The organism is Billgrantia saliphila, assembly GCF_002930105.1.
Classification (GTDB): domain Bacteria; phylum Pseudomonadota; class Gammaproteobacteria; order Pseudomonadales; family Halomonadaceae; genus Halomonas; species Halomonas saliphila.
The window spans coordinates 40,517-62,516 of sequence record NZ_PJRN01000002.1; the positions used below are offsets into that span (position 1 = coordinate 40,517).

General features: G+C 65.0%; 21 protein-coding genes. 4 read left to right on the plus strand and 17 right to left on the minus strand.

Going from position 1 to position 22,000, the window contains the following annotated elements; genetic code table 11:
• Nucleotides 1–17: 17 nt before the first annotated feature.
• Nucleotides 18–1,514 carry an apolipoprotein N-acyltransferase gene (gene lnt, locus CYJ07_RS02325; RefSeq protein ID WP_104202068.1) on the plus strand — a complete coding sequence of 499 codons (1,497 nt, stop codon included), beginning with the start codon at nt 18–20 and terminating at the stop codon, nt 1,512–1,514.
• A 61-nt stretch (nt 1,515–1,575) separates the two neighbouring features.
• Here lnt and phaC read toward each other — a convergent pair whose 3' ends face one another.
• From phaC to prmB, 5 genes are all read right to left on the minus strand, one after another.
• Nucleotides 1,576–3,411, minus strand: a complete 1,836-nt coding sequence (phaC, locus tag CYJ07_RS02330) for a class I poly(R)-hydroxyalkanoic acid synthase (RefSeq protein ID WP_104202069.1) — start codon at nt 3,409–3,411, stop codon at nt 1,576–1,578.
• Between the two features lie 107 nt (nt 3,412–3,518).
• The gene (locus CYJ07_RS02335) at nt 3,519–3,980 is read right to left on the minus strand and encodes a phasin family protein (protein ID WP_104202070.1); all 462 of its coding nucleotides are present in this window, start codon (nt 3,978–3,980) and stop codon (nt 3,519–3,521) included.
• Nucleotides 3,981–4,129: 149 nt separating this feature from the next.
• Nucleotides 4,130–4,525, minus strand: coding sequence for a DUF6489 family protein (locus CYJ07_RS02340; protein WP_104202071.1), 396 nt, complete (start codon nt 4,523–4,525; stop codon nt 4,130–4,132).
• Between the two features lie 50 nt (nt 4,526–4,575).
• The gene (gene aroC / locus CYJ07_RS02345; protein ID WP_104202072.1) at nt 4,576–5,661 is read right to left on the minus strand and encodes a chorismate synthase; all 1,086 of its coding nucleotides are present in this window, start codon (nt 5,659–5,661) and stop codon (nt 4,576–4,578) included.
• A 30-nt stretch (nt 5,662–5,691) separates the two neighbouring features.
• Nucleotides 5,692–6,645 carry a 50S ribosomal protein L3 N(5)-glutamine methyltransferase gene (gene prmB / locus CYJ07_RS02350; protein ID WP_104202073.1) on the minus strand — a complete coding sequence of 318 codons (954 nt, stop codon included), beginning with the start codon at nt 6,643–6,645 and terminating at the stop codon, nt 5,692–5,694.
• Nucleotides 6,646–6,763: 118 nt separating this feature from the next.
• On the opposite strand from prmB, the gene CYJ07_RS02355 reads away from it, so the two are divergent.
• On the plus strand, nt 6,764–7,342 hold the full coding sequence (locus CYJ07_RS02355) for a Smr/MutS family protein (protein ID WP_104202074.1): 579 nt from the start codon (nt 6,764–6,766) through the stop codon (nt 7,340–7,342).
• Here the strand turns inward: CYJ07_RS02355 and CYJ07_RS02360 are convergent.
• The 3 genes from CYJ07_RS02360 to CYJ07_RS02370 are packed head-to-tail and all read right to left on the minus strand — an operon-like array spanning nt 7,339 to nt 10,073.
• Nucleotides 7,339–8,385 carry a patatin-like phospholipase family protein gene (locus CYJ07_RS02360; protein WP_104202075.1) on the minus strand — a complete coding sequence of 349 codons (1,047 nt, stop codon included), beginning with the start codon at nt 8,383–8,385 and terminating at the stop codon, nt 7,339–7,341. The two genes, CYJ07_RS02355 and CYJ07_RS02360, sit on opposite strands and share 4 nt — an antisense overlap.
• A 9-nt stretch (nt 8,386–8,394) precedes the next feature.
• Entirely contained in the window at nt 8,395–9,261 is an 867-nt protein-coding gene (locus CYJ07_RS02365) for an alpha/beta hydrolase (RefSeq protein WP_104202076.1), read from the minus strand.
• Nucleotides 9,258–10,073 carry an alpha/beta fold hydrolase gene (locus CYJ07_RS02370; protein WP_104202077.1) on the minus strand — a complete coding sequence of 272 codons (816 nt, stop codon included), beginning with the start codon at nt 10,071–10,073 and terminating at the stop codon, nt 9,258–9,260. Before CYJ07_RS02370 ends, CYJ07_RS02365 begins: the two co-directional genes overlap by 4 nt.
• A gap of 217 nt (nt 10,074–10,290) precedes the next feature.
• On the opposite strand from CYJ07_RS02370, the gene CYJ07_RS02375 reads away from it, so the two are divergent.
• Entirely contained in the window at nt 10,291–11,238 is a 948-nt protein-coding gene (locus CYJ07_RS02375) for an AEC family transporter (RefSeq protein WP_104202078.1), read from the plus strand.
• Nucleotides 11,239–11,255: 17 nt separating this feature from the next.
• Here the strand turns inward: CYJ07_RS02375 and CYJ07_RS02380 are convergent, their stop codons facing one another.
• The 9 genes from CYJ07_RS02380 to CYJ07_RS02420 form a co-directional block, all read right to left on the minus strand.
• On the minus strand, nt 11,256–11,564 hold the full coding sequence (locus CYJ07_RS02380; protein ID WP_104202079.1) for an antibiotic biosynthesis monooxygenase family protein: 309 nt from the start codon (nt 11,562–11,564) through the stop codon (nt 11,256–11,258).
• On the minus strand, nt 11,561–12,049 hold the full coding sequence (sixA, locus tag CYJ07_RS02385; protein ID WP_104202080.1) for a phosphohistidine phosphatase SixA: 489 nt from the start codon (nt 12,047–12,049) through the stop codon (nt 11,561–11,563). Before sixA ends, CYJ07_RS02380 begins: the two co-directional genes overlap by 4 nt.
• Nucleotides 12,046–13,122 (minus strand): NAD(P)H-dependent glycerol-3-phosphate dehydrogenase, encoded by a 1,077-nt coding sequence (locus tag CYJ07_RS02390; RefSeq protein ID WP_104202081.1) that lies wholly within the window; start codon nt 13,120–13,122, stop codon nt 12,046–12,048. The genes sixA and CYJ07_RS02390 overlap by 4 nt, the downstream gene beginning before the upstream one ends.
• 119 nt (nt 13,123–13,241) lie before the next feature.
• Nucleotides 13,242–14,684 (minus strand): NAD(P)(+) transhydrogenase (Re/Si-specific) subunit beta, encoded by a 1,443-nt coding sequence (locus tag CYJ07_RS02395; RefSeq protein WP_104202082.1) that lies wholly within the window; start codon nt 14,682–14,684, stop codon nt 13,242–13,244.
• Nucleotides 14,685–14,700: 16 nt separating this feature from the next.
• Entirely contained in the window at nt 14,701–16,272 is a 1,572-nt protein-coding gene (locus CYJ07_RS02400; RefSeq protein WP_104202083.1) for a Re/Si-specific NAD(P)(+) transhydrogenase subunit alpha, read from the minus strand.
• Between the two features lie 255 nt (nt 16,273–16,527).
• Entirely contained in the window at nt 16,528–18,432 is a 1,905-nt protein-coding gene (gene htpG / locus CYJ07_RS02405; RefSeq protein ID WP_104202084.1) for a molecular chaperone HtpG, read from the minus strand.
• 91 nt (nt 18,433–18,523) lie between these two features.
• The gene (locus CYJ07_RS02410) at nt 18,524–18,997 is read right to left on the minus strand and encodes a PaaI family thioesterase (RefSeq protein WP_104202085.1); all 474 of its coding nucleotides are present in this window, start codon (nt 18,995–18,997) and stop codon (nt 18,524–18,526) included.
• Nucleotides 18,990–19,484, minus strand: coding sequence for a PaaI family thioesterase (locus tag CYJ07_RS02415; RefSeq protein ID WP_104202086.1), 495 nt, complete (start codon nt 19,482–19,484; stop codon nt 18,990–18,992). Before CYJ07_RS02415 ends, CYJ07_RS02410 begins: the two co-directional genes overlap by 8 nt.
• Before the next feature lie 37 nt (nt 19,485–19,521).
• Nucleotides 19,522–19,860, minus strand: a complete 339-nt coding sequence (locus CYJ07_RS02420; protein ID WP_231489506.1) for a YkvA family protein — start codon at nt 19,858–19,860, stop codon at nt 19,522–19,524.
• 173 nt (nt 19,861–20,033) lie between these two features.
• Between CYJ07_RS02420 and CYJ07_RS02425 the strand changes: the two genes are divergently transcribed.
• Nucleotides 20,034–21,992 (plus strand): transglycosylase SLT domain-containing protein, encoded by a 1,959-nt coding sequence (locus CYJ07_RS02425; RefSeq protein WP_231489507.1) that lies wholly within the window; start codon nt 20,034–20,036, stop codon nt 21,990–21,992.
• Nucleotides 21,993–22,000: the final 8 nt, after the last annotated feature.

Here is a 22,000-nt window from a genome sequence, read left to right on the forward strand (position 1 = left end):
AGCGCAAGGAAACCCGCATGTCTCAAACCCGCTTCTCTCCGGCCATCGGCTATCTGGCCGCGCTGGTTGCCGGGGTGCTCACCACACTGACCGCGTCCCCCTATGAGCTGTGGTGGTTAGGTCCGCTGGCGGCGGGGCTGGTCTACTGGGCCGTGCAGCCCCTCTCGCCCCGCCGGGCGGCACTGCTGGGCTGGTGTTATGGCGTCGGGCTGTTCGGCTCGGGCGCTTCCTGGGTCTACGTCTCGATTCATGATTACGGCTATACCGGCGTTCCCTTGGCAGTATTCTTGACCGGCCTTTTCGTGGTCGGCCTGGCGCTGCTCTTTGCCGTCACGCTGTGGCTCTATCGCTTGATGTGCGGACCACGCCTGGCTTTCCTCACCTTCGCGGGCGCCTGGGTGCTGGGCGAATGGCTGCGCACTTGGCTGTTTACCGGCTTCCCCTGGCTGCTGTTGGGTAATGCCCATGTTGATTCACCGCTGGCCGCGTGGGCGCCCATCGGTGGCGTGTATGCGCTGTCGCTGATTACCGTGCTCTCGGGCACGCTGGGGGTGGAGTTTCTGCGTCGGCGCTGGTGGGCGGCGGCGCCGGTAGCCGCATTCTGGATTGCACCACTACTGTTGCCCGTAGACTGGACCCGTCCAGCGGGCGATCCGCTGCACGTGGCGCTGCTCCAGGGCGACTTGCCACAGCTGATCAAGTGGACTCCCGAAGGGCAACGCACCGCCGCCAACACCTATCTCGAGATGACCCGTGAGCATGCCGAGGGCGCCGACCTGGTCGTCTGGCCGGAGGCCGCCCTGCCGATGTTCGAGGATGAAGCCGAACCGCTCCTGGCCAGGGCCCAGACCCACCTGGAGCCGGGCAGCGCTCTGTTAACCGGCATCCTCCAGCGTGAGGGACGCGGGCTCTACTACAACAGTGTAATCGGCCTGGGCAACGCCGAGGGTGAGTACCGCAAGGCGCATCTGGTTCCCTTCGGTGAGTACCTCCCCCTGGAGCGCTGGCTACGCGGCACCATCGCCTTCTTCGACCTGCCGATGCCAGCCATGACGCCGGGACCCTCGGGCCAGCCACCGATTCGTGCCGTCGGCACCACCCTTGGCAACGCCATCTGCTACGAGATCATCTATGCCGACCTGGTGGCCAACCGAGCGCGTGAAGCCGAGCTGCTATTGACGGTGTCCAACGACACCTGGTTCGGCGAATCGATTGGGCCGCTTCAGCACCTGCAGATGGCACGCCTGCGCGCGTTGGAGAACGGTCGCTACGTGATTCGCGCCACCAATAACGGTGTCACCGCCGTCATCGATCCCCAGGGCCGCATCATCGCCCGCGCTCCCCAGTTCGAGACCGTAGCCCTGCGCGCCGAAGCCGTGCCGATGCAGGGCTTGACCCCATTTACTCGCACCGGAAGCTGGCCTGTCTGGTTGCTCGCCGGCCTGCTGCTGTTGCCCGGCCTGCGCTTGCCTCGGCGGCGCCGGGCTCTGGTTCCCGACGACGCCCAGCCCTGACTCACGACGCAACGAGGCCCGCATCAGCGGGCCTCGACGTATCCGGACGGGCGGGAACGTTTCAGCTCTCCTTCGCCGCCACCTCGCCCAGCACTTCGGGAATGGTCATGCGCACGTAGCGCCCCGGCGCCTCTTCCAGCAGCGGCAGTTGCCCCTCTCCCGGCTGTCGTGCGGGCACCATCTTGTCGGCATCGGCGTATCCCGCCTCGGTCATCCAACGCTGCCAGTGCGGCCACCACGAGCCTTCGTGGTAATCGGCGCCTTCCAGCCACGCCTCGTGATCCGGCGGCAGCTCATCGTTGGTCCAGTAGCCATACTTGCTCTTGTGCGGCGGATTGACGACGCCGGCGATGTGGCCGGACCCACCGAGCACGAAAGTCACCGGTCCCTTGGGCAGGAGAGCACCGTAATAGGTGCTGTTCCACTTGGCGATATGGTCCTCGCGGGTGGAGACGAAGTAGCTCGGGGTGGAGATCTTGCGCAGGTCGATCTTGACACCGTCGAGCTCGATGCCGCCGGGTTCCACCATGCGGTTCTCCAAGTACATGTGACGCAGGTACCAGCCATGGGTACCGGCCGGCAGATTGGTACCGTCGGTGTTCCAGTAGAGCAGATCGAAGGCCGCCGGATTCTCGCCCTTCAGATAGTTGTTGACGTAGAACGACCAGAACAGATCGTTCTCGCGCAGCAGGTTGAAGGTGTAGGCCATCGAGCGGCCATCCAGATAGCCGTCCTGCTCCATCCGCGATTCGATGCCCTTCAGGATCGGCTCGCTGAGCAGCACGCCGAGTTCGCCAGGGTCGCGGAAGTCCTGCAGCGTGGCCATGTAGGTCACCGACTTGATCTTGCGGCCGCGCCGGGTGCTGGTGAGGTAAGCCACGGTGGAAGCCGCCAGGGTTCCGCCGATGCAGTAGCTGACCAGATTCACCGATTTCTCGCCGCAGGCCTGCTCGATCGCTTCCATGGCGGCGATCGGACCCATCTGCATGTAGTCGGCCCAGGTCAGATCGCGCTGCTCTGGACCGGGGTTGCGCCAGGAGATCAGAAACACGGTATGCCCTTGATCCACCAACCACTTGACGAAGGAGTTGTCCTGGCGAAGGTCGAGAATGTAGTACTTGTTGATCCACGGCGGCACGATGAGCAGAGGCGTCTTGTACACCTTCTCGGTAGTCGGCGTGTACTGGATCAACTGGATGAGTTCGTTTTCGTAGACCACATAGCCCGGGGTAACGGCAATGTTGCGCCCCACTTCGAAAGCGCTGCGATCGGTCATGGCCACGTTGAGACCGTCGGCGGAGTTGGCCAGGTCACGGCGCAGTTGAGCCAGACCCTCGATCAGGTTCTGGCCCCGAGTTTCCATGGTTCGACGCATGACTTCGGGGTTGGTGGTGATGAAGTTGGTCGGCGCCATGGCGTTTACCAATTGCCGGGCATAGAACCCCAGGTTGCGCTTCTGCTGTTCGGGCAGACCCTCTAGCCGATCGATCAGCTCCTCCACCGCCCCGGAGAACAGCAGGTACTGCTGCATGATGGCGCGATAGTAGGGCTCCTCCTGCCAGGCCTCGTCCTTGAAGCGGCGGTCACCCTTGGCGGCTTTCACCAAGGGCTCGATCGCTTCGCCGGCCATTGCACTCAGCCCCTGCTGCCAGAGCTGGTACTGATCCTGGACCAGCCGCGCCTGGGTCTGCCAGAGCAGCTGCGGGTTGCGCATCAGCGCCTCGGCGCCGGCCTGGAAGGCCTCTCGCATGTCGGCCTGGATGGAGTCGGCCGCCGCATCGGGTGCCATGCGTTCGAGCAACTCGTGCATCAAGGCCTGATAGTGCTGGCCGATCTCCTGAAGCTGCTCGTTCCATTCGTCCAGTTCGACCTGGGACAGACCCTCGACTGACTGCATTGGCCCCTCTCCTATTCTGCGAATCGTCGCGACGACCGACCCACCGTCGCCATGGAACTCGGCACAAGCCCATGGCGACGGCCATGCCCACCTGGAAGGCGCTGTGCTCAACTCTTGCGCGAAGCCTGGCTGGTGGCCTTGGCCGGTGTTTCGGCCTTGGCTGTCGGCGCCTCGGCTTTCGCCGATGCGGCCGTCGATTTGGCCGCCTCGCCGGCCTCCTGGGTCCGTTCGGTGACCTGCTGGCTGACTTCACCGAACAACTGTTCCAGCTCGCTGCGGAACTGTTGGCTCATCTCGCCCAGCGCCTGGGCGTCTTCCATCATCTGTCGCGAAAGTTCGCTCATCATCTCGGCCTGCTTCGCCCCGAAGTCCTGCAGGTCGCGAGCATCCTGGATTTCCGAAGCGCGGCGCATGCGTTCGGCGCCCATCTGGCTGTAGCGCTTCATCGCCTCGAGCTGGTACTCGGTCATCTTTTCCATATTGCCGAGCATCAGCGAGTTCAGCTTGCGCATCGGTTCGAAGAACTGGCGCGTCTGCTGATTGAAGTTGTCGAGCATCTTGTCCTGCATGGGGTTAACCTCCTGTGAACCGGGAACATGCGGGCGCAGAACATCACGCGGCCGTTTACGCGACCCGTATGCTGCACCGCACAAAGCGTAGCCTGCACAGGCTCGCCCTGCAACGTTCTTTCACCCAGACAAGATGGCGCCCATACAGTTCACTCGCCTCGCTGCGAGCGCGAACGCGCGCTGGCCGCACGAGTCGGTTTTTCCGATTTCGCCCGGCTTTCCGACCCCTCCTCCGCTGCTCCGGATTCGTCCGACTCCCGCGGCTTGCCCATTCGGCTGCCGGCCTGGCGCAGCATATCCAGCATCATCTGCTGATAAGTGCCGAAGCTGGCCAATCCCTGAGAGAGCCCTTGGCTCATCCCTTGGGGCAGGCCCTGTTGAAGAAAAGGCTGCATCAGGCTCATGGGATCGTACCCCTCAACGCCGGACTCCATTTGCTTCTGGATCCGGTCCAGCAACTCCTGCTGGAACGCCTCTACATCGGGCAGGCCCAGCGAACGGCGGAACTCCTCGGGGGTCAGGTCGAACTCGACGTTGATCTTCATGGCGATACCTTGCTTGAGTGTCCTTTCAGTGTAGCAATACGACGCCAGTCTCAACGCAGTATCGGGGTGTTCACGCGCACATCAGGATTCTGCGCACGATGGCGCAGCAGGTGGTCCATCAGCGTCAGCGCCACCATGGCTTCGGCGATCGGCGTGGCGCGAATACCCACGCAGGGGTCGTGGCGCCCCTTGGTGATCACCTCGACCGGATTGCCACTCACGTCGATGCTGCGACCCGGGACGGTGATGCTGGAGGTCGGCTTGAGCGCCAGGTGAGCGATCAGCGGCTGACCGGAGGAGATGCCGCCGAGTATGCCGCCGGCATGGTTGGAGAGAAATCCCTCCGGCGTCATCTCGTCGCGGTGCTCGCTGCCGCGGCTTGCCACCGCGGCGAAACCGTCGCCGATCTCCACGCCCTTGACCGCATTGATGCTCATCAGTCCATGAGCCAGTTCAGCATCCAGGCGGTCGAACACCGGCTCTCCCAGCCCCGGCGGCACCCCTTCGGCGACCACCGTGATCTTCGCTCCCACCGAATCCTGGTCGCGGCGCAGTTGGTCCATGAAGGCTTCGAGCTCGGGCACGCGCTCGGGGTCGGGACAGAAGAAAGGGTTGTCGTCGACCGCCGCCCAGCTCTTGAAGTCGATCTCGAGCGGGCCGAGCTGGCTCATGTAACCACGCACCGTGATCCCCCGGCTAGCCAGGTACTTCTTGGCGATGGCGCCGGCCGCGACGCGCATGGCGGTTTCACGAGCGCTGGAACGACCGCCGCCGCGGTAATCGCGAATACCGTATTTGTGATGGTAGGTGTAATCGGCATGCGCGGGGCGGAAGCGATCCTTGATTTCGGAATAATCCTTGGATCGCTGGTCGGTGTTCTCGATCAAAAGACCGATCGTCGTGCCGGTGGTCACCCCTTCGAAGACACCGGAAAGAATGCGTACCTGATCGGGTTCGCGCCGTTGTGTCGTGTGACGCGAGGTTCCGGGGCGGCGGCGATCCAGGTCATGCTGCAGATCCGCCTCGCTGAGTGCCAGCCCCGGCGGACAGCCGTCGACAATGGCGCCAAGCGCGGGGCCGTGGCTCTCGCCGAAGGTGGTCACGGTGAAAAGCTTGCCGAAGGTGTTGCCGGACATGGACGTGCCTCCCGATATCTGAAAGGTGGATCAGGCGAAGGACGCCGCATGGGCGTCGAGTTCCATGGCGGTCAGGGCGAACACGCCCTGACCGCCACGCTCGAAGTCGAGCCACAGGAAGGGCACCTCGGGAAAGGCGGCCTCCAGGTGACGGTCGGAGTTCCCCACCTCGACGATCAGCACGCCGTCGTCGGTGAGATGGTCGCGGGCCTCGCGCAAGATGCGACGCACGATGTCCAGGCCGTCCGATCCGGCTCCCAGCGCCAGCTCGGGCTCGTGGCGGTACTCGGCCGGCATGGTGGTGAGATCGCGGGCATCCACGTAGGGCGGGTTGGAGACGATCAGGTCGTAGCGCTGCCCCGCCAGGCCCGCGAACAGGTCGGAGAGAACCGCCCGCACCCGGAGGCCGACGTCGTGCCGCTGGATGTTCTGCTTCGCCACCGCCAGGGCGTCGGCGCTGATATCGGCGAGGTCCACCTCGCCGCCGGGCAGGTGCAGTGCCGTGGCGATGCCGATGCAGCCCGAGCCCGTGCACAGATCGAGCACCCGTGCCGGCGGTTCCTCGGGGAACCAGGCGGCGAATCCCGTCTCGACCAGCTCGGCGATGGGCGAGCGCGGAATCAGCACGCGCTCGTCGACGTCGAACGGAAAGCCGGCGAAGAACGCCTCGCCCAGCAGGTACGGCAGCGGCCGCCGGGTGGTGATGCGCTCGCGTACCAACGCGACGATGCGCGCTCGCTCCATGGGAAGCAGCCTGGCATCGAGTACCGCCGGATCGACGTTCCACGGCAGGTGCAACGCTCCCAGCGTGAGGGCAACCGCCTCATCCCAGGGCGAATCGGTGCCGTGACCATGGAACAGGCCGGCCTGGTGGAATTCGCTGGCGGCCCAGCGCAGGAAGTCGCGCAGGGTGGTGAGGTCGCGACATAGCGCCTCGTCATCGAGAATCAGCGTCGAGCGAGAAACGGGAACGGAGTTGGCCACGGGAGTCCTGCGGGGTCGGTTACGAAACGATGCTCCGATTGTACCCGTGGCGGCAGGCGGTTCACAGCCACGCGCAGGTCGCTATACTGGCCGCTCGACCCTAGCGCATGAGCCCTGCATGAACCGACGCCGCCCGCCCGACGACACCGACGACGACGTCAACGCCTTCCGCCAGGCGTTGCGCGAGGCCGGCGTACGTCCCATCGCCGTCAATCGCGCCGACCCCGGGCGGCCTCGCCGGCGCGATCCTGCGGCAGCGGAGCGGCGCGCAGCGGCAGTCGCCGCCGACGGTGCCGATACCCCCAGTCGCACCAGCGACGGGCGGGTCGAACCGGTACGGCCTTCCGAATTCCTCGATTTCGCCCTGCCCGACCTGCCCTACCGTACCCGCAGCCAGCTGAAGCGCGGCCAGATCGCCTGGGAGGCGGGCCTCGATCTGCACGGCCATACCCTCGATGAGGCACGCCTGGAGCTCGAGAGTTTCCTGCATGAAGCCGCTGCCAGTCGCATGCGCTGCGTGCTGGTGGTACATGGCAAGGCATGGGGCAGCACGGCGGACTATCCGGTGATCAAGAGCCATGTCAACGCCTGGCTGCGGGAGTGGCCCATGGTGCTGGCCTTTTGCTCGGCCCAAGAGTTCGACGGCGGCACCGGCGCCGTCTACGTGCTGCTGCGTCGACGCGGGCTGAACGCCTAGCCCTCGCCCGAATTGCGCTCGGCCGGCATTTGTGGGGGCTCGACTACCGACGCTCCGCTGCCGCCGCCACCGCTGTGGCTGCGTCCTTCGTAGCGATCCAGCGCTTCCATGGCGAGATGCCGACCCAGGCGAATCAACGCGTCGGCACGGTGGAATTCGAAGGCGCCACAGACCGTCTTGGGCACCTCGACCAAAATATCGGGGGGGTACCCCGCGATCTTGTACTTGGCGAGCGACGCCTGGGTGATATCGAACGAGGCAAGGATCATGTCCAGCCGCCCCCAGGCCCGCCGGCTGCTGGCCGGCCTCACGGGGGTGTCGGCTTCGCTGACTTCGCCGCTGCCGAACCCTTCCCACAATCTGCGGGTGGCACCGCGGACATCCATCCAGCCACCCCTCGGTTCTGCCTCGTCGCTGTCCGGCTCCCGCTCGTCGTCGGGTAGCAAATCGTTCAACGCCACCGGATGAGCACTATGGGCCGTCACGTTGACCGCCAGCACGAGGTCGGCGTGCGACGAGACGGTCGGCGTGATCGGCAGCGGGTTCAGCAAGCCGCCATCCACCAGGGTCTGCCCGCCGATATGCACCGGTGTGATGACCCCCGGAATAGCGATGGAGGCGCGAATCGCGCGCAGCAGCGGGCCTGACTGGAACCACACCTCGCGCTGGCGGGCCAGATCGGTGGCAACGGTCGTCAAGGGAATCGGCAGGTCTTCGATGAGGACATCGCCGATCAGCTCTTCCAACTTGCTCATCACCTTGCTCGCGCGAATGGCCCCCATCGGGCTCCAGGTGACGTCGACCAGCTTGAGCACGTCGAGATAGGCGAGCCGACAGACCCAGTCGCGGTAAGCCTCGAGCTGACCCGCGGCGTAGACGCCTCCGATAACGGAACCCATCGAACAGCCGGAGATGGCGACGATCTCGTAGCCCCGCGCCTCCAGCACTTCGATCACGCCGATATGGGCATAGCCGCGTGCCCCGCCGCTCCCCAGAGTCAGCGCCACGCGCTTGCCCAGCTCCTTCGCCCGCTTGTCGCTCATGCCGTCTCCTCAGTGCTGCGCCGACTTCGTCCAGGCGACGACCGCCTCAGCCACCGCCGCCGCCCCGTTCGGCTCCAGATGCAAATGATGCCCGCCCGGCAGCACTCGGCGCGACAGCTCCGATACCGCTGCCCGGGCGGCGCGTGCCATGTCGCGTTCGCCCAGGATACCGCCCTCCCCCTCGATCAACAGCGCCGGGGCCCGGATGGCGCCCAGTAGTGCCAAGGCCTGCTCCGGTGTCAGCCGTACCGGAGAGGGCCACAGCAAGCGGCCGTCAGTGCGTAGCCGCACATGACCGTCAGCTTCGTACAGCAGATTGCGCTCTACCAGCGGCGTCGCGGTCGTCGCATCGATGGGCGTCACCCCGCCCGCCACGCGGGCGGCCACGGCGGTATTGGCATCAGGATAGCGCGGCGCTGGCGATTTCTGCCGACGTGCCGCGCGCAGCCCCTTGCGCAACTGCTCGGCGCTCTCCTCGGCCGGGGTGGTGACGGCCCCCAGGCCGTCGATCAGCACCAGTCTTGCAATCCGCTCCGGCAGGGCCGCCGCCGTCAGACAAGCCACCCCGGCACCCATGGAGTGGGCCAGCAGCGATAGCCTTTCGAGGCCCAGCTCATCGGCCGCATCGAGCAAGTCGTGGCAGTAGTCCCACAGCGCGTAGTCGCCCTCGCGGTGAGCGGAGTGACCATGCCCGGCGAAATCGATGGCGACAAGTCTGATGCCGAGGCGCTCGACAAGCAGCGGCGCCAGCCGGGAGAAGCTCGCGGCGTTGTCCAGCCAGCCGTGCAGCGCCAGCCAGGTCGGCGCCCGCTCCTCGCCCCAGGCGAGTGCGGCCAGACGTCCACCAGCCAGGGTCAACGCTTGCGGCGCCCTCATGGCCGGGCCTCCAGTAGTTCATCGAGCATCGTCAGCAGCGCGTCGCGCGTCTCCTGGGGATGCTCCATGGGAAACATGTGGGTTCCCGGCACCAGCGCCAGCGGGATGCCGTGGGCGGCCAGGCGCCGACGGCGCTTCGCCGTGATCAGGTCGGAGTCGCTGCCGGCCAGCACGCCGAATGGCACGTGCAAGCGTCGCGGCAACCGAGTCAAGTGATCGGGCAGGTGGCGGAATATTTCGGTCTCGATCGCTGGATCGTAGATCAGCTCGGCGGTGCCATCCTCGCGCAGCCGGGTCCCGCCTTCGATGTAGTCATGCAGGGCATCGGGCGTAAAGCGGCGGAACAGGCCACGGCGCCGCAGGTGGTTGGCCATGGCATCACGGTCGGGCCACGCCGCGCGCCGCCCCTTGCTCTTGCCTGCCGGCGTCACTCGATCGACGAAGCCAAAGCGCTTGGCCATCTTCATGCTCCAGGCATCGAGCCCCAGCATCAGCGGCGGATCGAGCATTACCACGCAGCGGAAGCGCTGCGGAGCATGTTCCGCCGCCATGGCCATCAGCACGCCGCCCATGGAGTGCCCCACGCCGATGACAGGCCCCTCGTCGCCCATCACGTGATCGAGCAGCTCGTCGCGAAGCGCCAACCAGTTGGGCCCGACGGGATAGTCGGGGTGATGGCCCAGGCGATCGACCGGATGGATGTCGAAGCGTTCATGTAGCGGGGCCAGCAAACTGCGATAGCTCATGCCGGGGAAACCGTTGGCATGGGCGAAGACGAGTCGCGGTCGTCGGAGAGTCGAGGTGTCTTTCATGATGGGATTCCGGTTGCGGGCGAGGCGGGCCGCCAGTGGCGATAGCAGGCTAACGGGTTTACCCTATTTCGCCAAGTCGACCTCCGGCCCATGCCGGTCGCTTCATTCTGGAGTCCTGACATGCCCCGATCCCCCCGCGACACACGCGTGCGCAACCGCCTTTTCTGGATCACCGTGTTCGCCGCGCTCATCGTCGGTCTGTGGCTGGCCCGCTGACATGGGTCTGTATGAACTTTTTCTCGGCACCCTCGAGATTACCCTGCCGGTCTTCGCCATGGTCTTCCTGGGGCTGGCGCTCAAACGCCTGGGCTGGATCGACCAGGCCTTCATTGCCACCGCCTCGAGCCTGGTATTCAAGGCGACAATGCCGACGCTGATCTTCCTCAGCATCATCAAGGCCGACCTCGACGCCACGTTGAACCCCGCCCTGCTCGTGTTCTTCGCCCTGGCCACGCTGGGCAGTTTCCTGACGGCGTGGGGCTGGGCGATCCTGCGCGTGCCCAGGGCCGACCGGGGCGTCTACGTGCAAGGCGCCTTTCGCGGCAACTGCGGCATCGTCGGGCTGGCGCTGGCGGCCGGCATGTACGGTGATTACGGCCTTTCCGCCGGTGGCCTGCTGCTCGGTGTAGTGATCCTGACCTACAACGTCTTCTCGGTGATCGCGTTGGCCACCTACCGCGAAGGCCCGCGCACCAACTGGCGCAGCATCATCGGCCACATCGCCCGAAATCCTCTGATCCTGGCGGTCATGGCTGCCGTACCGGTCGCCGCCCTGGAACTGCGCCTGCCCGGCTGGCTGATGACCTCCGGCGAATATTTCGCCTCGCTGACATTGCCGCTGGCGCTGATCTGCATCGGCGCCACCCTGTCGCTCGGCTCGATCAAGGCCTCCGGAAGACTAGCCACCGGCGCCAGCCTGATGAAAATGGTTACCCTGCCGCTGCTGACCACGCTGGCCGCTCGGCTGGTCGGTTTCGAGGGCCGCGAACTGGGCGTGCTGTTCCTGTTCTTCGCCAGCCCCACGGCCGCGGCCAGCTTCGTGATGGCCAAGGCGATGGGCGGCAATGCCATCCTCACCGCCAACATCATCGCTCTGACCACGCTGTTGGCCAGCCTGACCATCACCCTTGGCGTGTTCCTGCTCCGCGTCGTGGGCTGGGTCTAGGCTAGAATGCGTGGCGCCTAGCGGCCGGCCCGGATGATGACCTCGAACTGCTCGAGGCCACCGCCCTCGCCCACGGCCTCCCTGGGCATGGGATTGGCATGGGCGCGCTTGAAATCGTCGCTCCCCACCCAGGCGCGAAAGGCATCCTGGCTCTCCCACTCGGTTTCCACCACATAGGGCGCTTGATGCCCCACCGGGCGCAGCACCCGCATGGCGACGAAACCCGGCTGCTTGTCGATTTCGCCGGCGCGGGCGCAGAAGCGGGCCTCGAAATCCTCCTCGAAGCCCGGCTTGACGACGACGCGGTTGTTGACGATGAAGCTCATGGTCTCGCTCCGTATCCGGGAATATCGTGAGGTGCGATGAAGCGCAGCAGCGAGGCGCAACCCGCCGCCCAGACGTCGCTCTCGAGTTCGACTACGCCGGCGGTGGGAAAACCCGGGCCACGGTCGGCGCGACCTTCGACCAGCAGGCCGGTCAGCGCTCCGACCAGCGGCATATGGCTGACCAGAAACACGGTGTCGTCCGTCTCGTTTCGCAACAGCCAGTCGGCCACTGCAACTGGTGGATCGTCCGGCGTGAGGCAGGGCAGTGTCTCCACGGAGCTCCCGAGGGCCGCGGCCACATGCTCGGCCGTCTGCCTGGCACGCCGATAGGGGCTCGACAGCAGGCGCACCTTTCCCCGCCTCTCCTGCCGGAGCCAGTCGGCCACGCGCCCCGCTTCGACATGGCCGCGCGAGGTCAGCTCGCGCGCGTGATCGGGAAAACCGGGGGCGGCGTCGCCATGGCGCATGATCAAAAGACGGCTCATTTACGCCGTGCCTCGTTCGCCTCGACGCGACGATGGGCCTGCTGCACATCCTCGCGCGAGAGCAGGAACTCGACGTCGCTGCTCTGCTCGCCACGCATCAGCATGCGCGCCATCTCGCGTGCCGGCACGCCCTCGAACAGCACCTGATAGAGTCCCTCGGCCAGCGGCATGTAGACCCCCTCCCGATGCGCCTTGTCGCGCACCAGGCGTACCGTGTTGACCCCCTCGGCGACCTGGCCCAGCGCCTCGACCGCCTCGTCGAGACTCTTGCCCTGGCCCAGGGCGTAACCGACACGGTAGTTGCGGGATAGCTGCGACGAGCAGGTCACGATCAGGTCGCCCACGCCGGCGAGCCCGAGAAAGGTCATGGGGTTGGCACCCAGACTCACGGCGAAGCGGCCCATTTCGGCCAGCGCGCGGGTCATCAGCATGCTGCGAGTGTTCTCGCCCATGCCCAGCGCGGCGGCCATGCCGGCGGCGATGGCGTAGATGTTCTTGAGCGCCCCCCCCAGCTCGACACCGTAGCGATCGTTGCTGGCGTAGACGCGGAAATAGCCGCAGCCCAGCGCCTGCTGCACCCGAGTACGGGTCAGCGGGTCGTCGCTGGCCACCACGGTGGCGGTGAGCTGCTTCTGGGCGATCTCGGTGGCCAGATTGGGGCCCGAGATCACGCCGATGTGCGTGAAGCCAGTCTCTTCCTCGAGGATCTGACTCATCAGCTTGAAGCCCTCCTCCTGGATGCCCTTGGTGGTGCTCACCAGGATCTGCTCCGCATGCAGCCAGGACCGAGCCTGGCGCACGACGTCGCGAAAGGCCTTGGAGGGAATGGCGACCAGCACTAGTTCGGCGTCGGCAAGCACCTCGCCCATGTCGCTCGAGGCACTCACTGCCGGATTGATGACGTAGTCCGGCAGATAGCGCGAGTTGCGGTGCTCTCGATTGATCTGCTCCGCCAGCTCGGGGTCGCGCAGCCATTGGCGCACCTCGGCTCCGTTGTCGGCGGCGATACTGGCGAGTGCGGTGCCGAAGCTGCCGCCGCCCAGCACCGCCACCCGCATGGGTTGTTCTGACATGTCTGCCCCGCGAATCGGTCGATGAACGCAAGAGAACGAGGAAAGTGTAACCAAAAAAGGCCCCCGAAGGGGCCCGCTCGAAGGGTGGAGCGCGCCGGGATGGCGCGCTCGCGTTCCCCTCAGTCGATCTGCGACAGCAGCGAGTCGATGCTCTGACGGGCATCGCCATAGAACATGCGCGTGTTCTCCTTGAAGAACAGCGGGTTCTCGATACCCGAGTAGCCGGTTCCCTGACCGCGCTTGCAGACGAATACTTGCTTGGCCTCCCACACCTTCAACACCGGCATACCGGCGATGGGGCTGTTGGGATCCTCCTGCGCAGCGGGGTTGACGATGTCGTTGGAGCCGATGACGATCACCACGTCGGTGCTGGCGAAGTCGTCGTTGATTTCATCCATCTCCAGCACGATGTCGTACGGCACCTTGGCCTCGGCCAGCAGCACGTTCATGTGCCCGGGCAGGCGACCCGCCACCGGGTGGATACCAAAACGCACCTCCTTGCCCGCCGTACGCAGCTTGCGCACCAGCTCGCTCACCGCATTCTGCGCCTGGGCCACGGCCATGCCGTAGCCCGGCACGATGATCACACTGTCGGCATCGTTGAGCGCACTCGCCACACCGCCCGCGTCGATCGACACCTGCTCGCCTTCGATCTCCGCTGCCGGTCCCTGGCTGCCGCCGAAGCCGCCGAGGATGACATTGACGAAGTTGCGGTTCATCGCCTTGCACATGATGTACGACAGGATGGCGCCGGAAGAGCCCACCAGGGCGCCGGTGACGATCAGCAAGTCGTTGGAGAGCGTGAAGCCGATGGCCGCCGCCGCCCAGCCGGAATAGCTGTTGAGCATCGACACCACCACCGGCATGTCGGCGCCGCCGATGCCCATGATCAGGTGATAGCCGATGAAGAACGCCAGCGTGGCAATGAACAGCAGCGTCCAGAAACCGGCGCCGTTGAGATAGAGAATGGCCAGCAGCAGCGAGAGTCCCGCGGCGCCGGCGTTGAGCAGATGACCGCCGGGCAGCTGTTTCGGCTTGCCGTCGACCTTGCCGGCCAGCTTGCCGAAGGCAATCACCGAGCCGGTGAAGGTCACCGCCCCGATGAACACGCCCAGCACCACTTCGATCTGCAGAAACATCAGCTCGTCCGGCGCCTTGGTGGCGACCAGGGCGGCGAAGGCCGAGAACTGCTCGGTGCCCGTTTCCACGGCCCGGGCCGCCAGCACGCGACGACGCTCGAGGTCGGCGCTCCAGGCCACGAACACCGCCGCCAGACCGACGAAGCTGTGGAGTGCCGCGACCAGCTGCGGCATCTCGGTCATGTCGACCTTTTTAGCCACGTAGGCACCGATCACCGCGCCGATGATCATCATCGGGATCATTACCCAGTAGGCGCCGATGCCCGGCCCGAAGGCGGTGAAGAACACACCCACGGCCATGCCGATGATGCCGTACCACACCGCCCGCTTGGCCTTCTCCTGATTGCTCAACCCCCCCAGCGAGAGGATGAACAGCACGCTTGCCGCAATCGCCGCGGCAGACACGAATCCTTGACTCAGCATGTGTTGTCTCCGCCGCTTACGATTTCTGGAACATGGCCAGCATCCGGCGTGTCACCAGGAAGCCGCCCACGATATTGATGGTGGCGATCAGCACCGAAATGGCCGCCATGAATACCACCAGGCCATTGCCCGAGCCGATCTGCAAAATCGCCCCAAGGATGATGATCCCCGAGATGGCGTTGGTCACCGCCATCAGCGGCGTATGCAGCGAATGGCTGACGTTCCAGATCACCTGGAAGCCGACGAAGCAGGCCAGCACGAAGACGATGAAGTGCTGCATGAATGAAGCGGGCGCAACCTGACCGAGCAGCAGCATCAACAGGCCACCGACGCCCAGCAGGGTTGCCTGACGCTTGGTCTGGGCCTTGAAGGCGGCGATCTCGGTGGCCCGCTTCTCCTCGGGAGTGGGCTCCTTCTCCTTGGGCTTCGGCTTCGCCGCGGCGATCGCCTTTACCTTGGGCGGCGGCGGAGGGAAGGTGATCTCGCCCTGGTGGGTCACCGTGGCGCCACGAATGACGTCATCCTCCATGTCATGGACGATCTTGCCATCCTTCTCCGGAGTCAGATCGGTGAGCATGTGACGGATGTTGGTGGCGTAGAGCAGCGAGGCCTGCGTCGCCATGCGCGAGGGGAAGTCGGTATAGCCGACCACGATCACCCCGTTGTCGCTGACGACCCGCTCGTCGGGGCGCGTCAGATCGCAGTTGCCGCCCTTCTCGGCGGCCAGGTCGATGATTACCGAGCCAGGCTTCATCGCCTTGACCATATCCTCGAGCCACAGCTTGGGTGCCGGTTTGCCGGGGATCAGAGCGGTGGTGATGACGATATCAACGTCGGGCGCCTGCTCGCGGAAGCATTGGAGCTGCTTCTCGCGAAACTCGGGGCTCGAGGGCGCCGCGTAGCCGCCGGTGGCGGAGCCATCCTGGTTTTCATCGAAGTCGAGGAACAGAAATTCGGCCCCCATCGACTCGATCTGCTCGGCGACCTCGGGGCGAACGTCGAAGGCGCGCACGACGGCGCCCAGGCTGGTCGCGGTACCGATGGCGGCAAGACCGGCCACGCCGGCGCCGATCACCAGCACCTTGGCCGGTGGCACCTTGCCGGCGGCGGTGATCTGGCCGGTAAAGAAGCGTCCGAAATTGTTTCCCGCCTCGATGACCGCACGATAGCCGGCGATGTTGGCCATCGAGGAGAGCGCATCCATCTTCTGCGCTCGCGAAATGCGCGGCACCATGTCCATGGCGATGACGCTTGCCCCGCGTGCGCGACAGCGCTCGAGCAATGCCTCGCTCTGTGCCGGCCAGAAGAAGGAGATCAGTGTCTGGCCCTCGCGCAGTCGCTCGGCCTCCTCCTCGCTGGGCTCGCGGACCTTGATCACCACCTCGGCTTCATGCCAGAGCGCCTCGGCGCTCTCCAGCACCGTGACACCCGCGGCGCGATAGGCGTCGTCATCGAAGCCGGCGGCGACTCCGGCACCGCTCTCGATCAGGCATTCATGCCCAAGCTTGCGGATATGCTGTGCACTTTCAGGGGTCAGCGCAACGCGCGCCTCTCCCTTGGCGAGCTCCTTGGGTGCACCAATCTTCACGATGGATCTCCCTTATGGTTATTGAAATCCTGCATAGGTCAGTCCAAGTATTCATACCTGACACTACCGCATTGCACAACAGCAGCGCAGCCGATCGGCAAACCCTGAATGTAGCACTATCCGGCTGAAATTTCGGAAAAAGCGGCAAATTGACGTTTACGTCAAGCGTCAAACAGGACGCGATGTAGGACATGCGAAGGCCGCCCGAAGGCGGCCTGTCGTCTTGGTAAAACCGCATCGTGGCGGGTTATCACATCAGGCGCTCAACAGGGCATTGAGTCGCTTGACGTAGGCGGCCGGGTCGTCGAGATGGCCGCCTTCGGCGATGATCGCCTGATCGAGCAGCACCCGTGCCAGATCGTCGAAACGCTCGCCTTCGGTAGCCTCGAGCCGCTCCACCAGAGCGTGATCGGGGTTGAGTTCGAGGATCGGTTTGACCTCCGGCATCTTCTGCCCTGCGGCTTCCATGATGCGGCGCATCTGGTAGCCCATCTCGTGCTCGGGCAGCACCACGCAGGCCGGCGAGTCGGTGAGGCGGTGGGTCACCTTGACCTCCTGCACCGTGTCGCCCAGCGACTCCCTAACCCGCTTGACCAGCGATTCCTTGGCCTTGGCGGTTTCTTCCTGGGCTTTCTTCTCCTCTTCGCCCTCGATCTCGCCGAGGTCGAGGTCTCCCTTGGCCACGTCGACGAAGCGCTTGCCATCGAACTCGTGGAGATGGCTCATCAGCCACTCGTCGATACGATCGTGCAACAGCAGCACTTCGATGCCCTTCTTGCGGAAGATCTCGAGATGCGGACTGTTCTTCACGGCATTGAAGCCATCGGCGACGATGTAATAAATCTTCTCCTGGCCCTCCTTCATGCGCGACACGTAGTCGGCCAGCGACTGGTCCTGGGTGGTGCTGTCGGTTTGAGTGGTGGAGAAGCGCAGCAATCCGGCAATCTTCTCGCGATTGGCGAAGTCTTCGGCCGGACCTTCCTTGAGCACGCTGCCGAAGGTGTTCCAGAAGGTCTGGTACGCCTCCTTGTCCTTGGCCAGCTTCTTTAGCATGTCCAGCGCCCGCTTAGTCAGCGCGCCCTTGATCTTCTCAACCTTGGGATCCTGCTGCAGCAGTTCACGGGAGACATTGAGCGACAGCTCACGAGTGTCAAGCACCCCCTTGATGAAGCGCAGGTAGAGCGGCAGGAACTGCTCGGCGTCGTCCATGATGAAAACGCGCTGGACGTAGAGCTTGACACCGCGAGTCCCGTCGCGCTCGTAAAGGTCGAACGGCGCGCGCCCCGGTACATAAAGCAAGCTGGTGTATTCGAGCTTGCCCTCCACCTTGTTGTGGCTCCAGGTCAGCGGATCGGCGAAATCGTGGGCCACATGCTTGTAGAAGGCCTTGTATTCGTCGTCGGAGATCTCGCTCTTGGGACGCACCCACAGCGCGGTGGCCTCGTTGACGGTCTCCCAGGAGGTGACCTCGCTGCCCTCGATCTCGTTGCCGTCGTCGTCCTTGGCGGTCTCGACCCTGGGCATGCGCACCGGTACCTCGATATGGTCGGAGTACTTGCGCACCAGGCTTCTCAGGCGGAAGTCATCGGCGAACTCCTTGGCATCCTTCTTCAACTTGAGGACGATCTCGGTACCGTGCGCCTCGCGCTCAAGGTCGGCGACGGTGAATTCGCCCTCGCCCTTCGAGCGCCACTCGACGCCCGCATCCTTGTCGCTGCCCGCCTTGCGGGTACGCACCGTTACCTCGTCGGCGACGATGAAGCTGGAGTAGAAGCCCACCCCGAACTGGCCGATCAGGCGCGCGTCCTTCTGCTGCTCGCCGCTGAGCTGCTTGAGGAATTCGGCAGTGCCACTGCGGGCGATAGTGCCGAGGTTCTTGATCACCTCGTCGCGGTCCATGCCGATGCCATTATCGCGCACGGTCACGGTTCCGGCTTTTGAATCGTGCTCGATCTCGATGCGCAGCTCACTGTCGCCTTCATACAGAGCGTCATTGTCGAGCGCAGCATAGCGCAGCTTGTCGCAGGCATCGGCGGCGTTGGAAATCAGCTCGCGCAGGAAGATCTCCCGGTTGGAATACAGGGAGTGAATCATCAGGTGCAGCAGCTGCTTCACCTCGGTCTGGAACCCTAGGGTTTCCTCGTGAGCGGTCGTGGACATGGAACGGTCACCTCATGGCTTGAACGCAAGGCGACGTCTGAACGTCGCCATTTTGAAACTGTTCAGCGATATGGGGACCGAACCGGGCTTTTCAAGCGTCTTCGTCGGGAGTGGCCAATACGAAGTGCAAACGCGCCGTGGCCACCGGCAGCGTTTCCGCTTCCTGCCAGGCCACGACCTGGACGTTGGCCAGCCGCCGCCCTTCACGCAGCAACCGACAGCGGGCGTGGGTGGGCACGACCCGAGCCGTACGCAGGTAATCGATGGAGAAGTCGACGATGCGCGGCAACCGCGGCTCGCGGGTCGCCATCATCAGGTCGAGGGTGCCCGCGGTTTCCATGAACGCCGCCACCACGCCGCCGTGAAGCGCCGGCAGCAGAATATTGCCGACATTGTGCTCGTGCGGCTCGAGTTGATAGATCAGCCCTTCGCCTTCTCCCGCGTCGTCGGGTGTAGCGCTGACGCCGATATGACGGGCGTAGGGCAGACGCTCCAGCCAGGCCGTCACATCGCCTTCGGCCCGGGTCCTGGCCAGCCAGGCCACATCGTGGAAGCCCTCATGCATGGTCCGCATCTCCGAACAGCGCCTCGCCGAATCCTGGCGGAGTATTACGTGCTCCCAGGCGTACGAAGTTGCCGATCCCTCGGGCGATCGTTCGCCCGGGCGTCTGCCACAGCGTACCTTCGGTGAAGACCATCGAGGCGGTTACCCTGACCACACGCGCCTCGGCCAGAATCGCCATACCAGCCACCGCCGGTCGGTAGTGGTCGACCCGCAGGTCCAACGTCGGGCACACTTCGGGCTCGGGCAGGCCGCAAAGCACGGCGGAACCGCATACGGTATCGAGCAGCATGGTCAACACTCCGCCGTGAACGAGTCCGCGCTCAACGTCACCGAGCAGCGCGTCTTGCCACGGCAGGCGCATGATCACCTCAGGCGGATCGACGGAAACGACGTCGAGTCCCAGCCCTCGGGTATGCGGTATCACGGTCACGAAGCGCGTCAGGGCGGTTCGCCATTCGTCGGCGGTAGGGGGGGATGCATTGGGCATCGCGAGACCTCGCAAGGGGCGGATTCAAACGATCGTATCAAAACTGCCCTTCGTCGTCCCCCTCCCCTGCGACGGGCAACCCCCGCCAGGTGCGGTAGGCGTCCAGGCTGCGATCGACACGAGTCAGCAGCCAGCCAACGATGACAAAGTCATCGACGACACCGATCAGCAGCAGCCAGTCGGGAATCAGGTCCAGCGGCGAGATCAGATAGGCCAACGCCGCCAGCATCCAGCCGAAGGCCGCCCAGGGCGGTGGCCGGTAGCGGCCTTTCACCACGTCGCGGCACATGGGCACGAAAAGCTTGAGGGCGCGTGCGATCTGGCCCAGTACCCGCGAGCGGCGGCGCAACCGCCCCACGATATTCCAAGGTTTCACTCTTCGTATCCCTCCTCATTTCGCCGGAACGGCAATATGATCTCTCACGATAGGCGATCCCCGGCCGGACGCCTATCTCGCACTACATATCGGTTGGGACGACACTTCTCAAGCCGGTGTCGATCGGCCACCATGTCGCCAACACCGCTCGCGAACTGAACGAGGTAATCTCCATGTCGCCGATGCTCCGCCTGAGGCAGTACCTGCGGCACCGCCGCCTCCTGGTCATCGCTACCCTGCTTTGCCTGCCGCTGGTCGGCCAGGCCGACGACCGTGCCATACGCGACGCCCTGGCCGATGCCCGTGCCCAACGGTGGGAAAGGGTCGATGTAACCGCCCTTGCCGATCACCCCCTGGCCGGCTATGTGGAGTATCACCGCCTGCGCGGACGGCTACCGCAGGCCGAGCCCGGCGAGGTGCTTGATTTCATCGAGCGTCATCGGGACTCGCCGCTGGCGGCATGGATGCGCGGCCAGGCGATCGGCCGCTACGGCGAGGCCGGTCGCTACGGCAGCCTGCTCGCCGTGGCGGACGGCGAACCCAGCGGTACCGAACGACAGTGTCATTACTATACGGCGCTGCTCGGCGGCGACCCGCAAGTGGCGGCAGAAGGCGGCCGCTCGCTATGGAATGTGGGCCACTCCCAGCCCTCGGCCTGCGACACCCTTTTCGATCAACTTCGCGCGAACGGCGAGATCGGCGAACTCGATATCTGGCAGCGCAAGATGCTGGCCTGGCAGCAGGGGGAGACGGGTCTCGTCAGCTACCTGGGCCGACAGCTCGACGACCGCTGGCAGGAAGGTCTCGACGCCGTGGATCGGCTTCAGCGCGACTATGCCGCCATTACCCGGGTGCCGACCTGCATCGGCCCCGAGTGCCTCGGCAGCGGCCCGCTGTTTGCCGCTGCCATGTACGGTTTCACTCGCGCCGACACCGAGGCGGCGCTCGAAGCATGGCGCAAGATCGCCGCGCACCTGCCGATCGAGGAAGAACACCGGCACGCCATCGAGGAGGATCTGGCCTTCTACTCGCTGGTGCGCGATGTCGCCAACAACCAGGGCTGGGTCGACGAGGCGCTGCCCCGGATCGCCACGCCGCGCGTGCTCGAATTGCGTGTTCGTCAGGCACTCGCCAGCCGCGACTGGTCCGGCGTGTTGCAGTGGCTCGAGCATATGCCCGAGGAGGTGCGCAACGAGAGCCGCTGGCAGTACTGGGAAGCACGCGCGCATGAGCAGCTGGGCAATCAGGAGCAGGCCGAAGTGGCCTATGCCCAGGCGGCGCAGGAACGCAATTTCTTCGGCTTCGCCGCCGCCGATCGCATCGATCGTCCCTACTCGCTGAACCTGGAGCGCAGCCGTTTCGACGAGGACTTCCAGCGTCAGGTGGAGACGTGGCCAGCCGTACAGCGCACCGAGGCACTCGAACGCATCGGCGAGCAAGGCCTGGCCAATAGCGAATGGCTGCATGCCGTGGCCAACGGCTCGCCGCGCGAGATCCGAGCGCTGGCCGACTACGCAGCCCGTCGTGGCTGGCACGCGCGGCTGGTGCAGACCACCATAACCGCCCAGCTCTGGGATGCACTGGACTGGCGCTTCCCCGAGGCCTACCGCGAGCATTTCCTGCACTGGGGGCAGCGCAATGGCGTCGACCCCTTCCTGCTGATGGGTATCGCCCGCCGCGAGAGCGCCTACAACCCCGAGGCACTGTCACCGGCTGGGGCACGCGGCCTGATGCAGCTGATGCCGGGTACCGCGACCCTGCTGAGTCGGCAGCTCGGCATCAACGACCCCGGCCCCTACGGCGTTCTCGACCCGGAGCTCAATATTCGCCTGGGGAGCACCTACATTCGCGACATGGTCGACCGTTACCGCGGCAACCGCCTGGCCGCCGCCGCGGCCTACAACGCCGGCCCCGGACGGGTTGACCGCTGGCTGCGTGACGCACCGGAGGAGTTCGACTTGTTCGTCGAGGCCATTCCCTTCCGCGAGACGCGCGACTACGTTCAGGCAGTACTCTCTTATCGGGTGATCTTCGAAAGCCTGGCCAACGGCGGCAGCACCGAAGGGGTCGTCATGCTCAGCGATGCGGAGACCACCATGCGCTATGACGCCTCGCTGCTGGCCCGAAACTGAATCGGAGA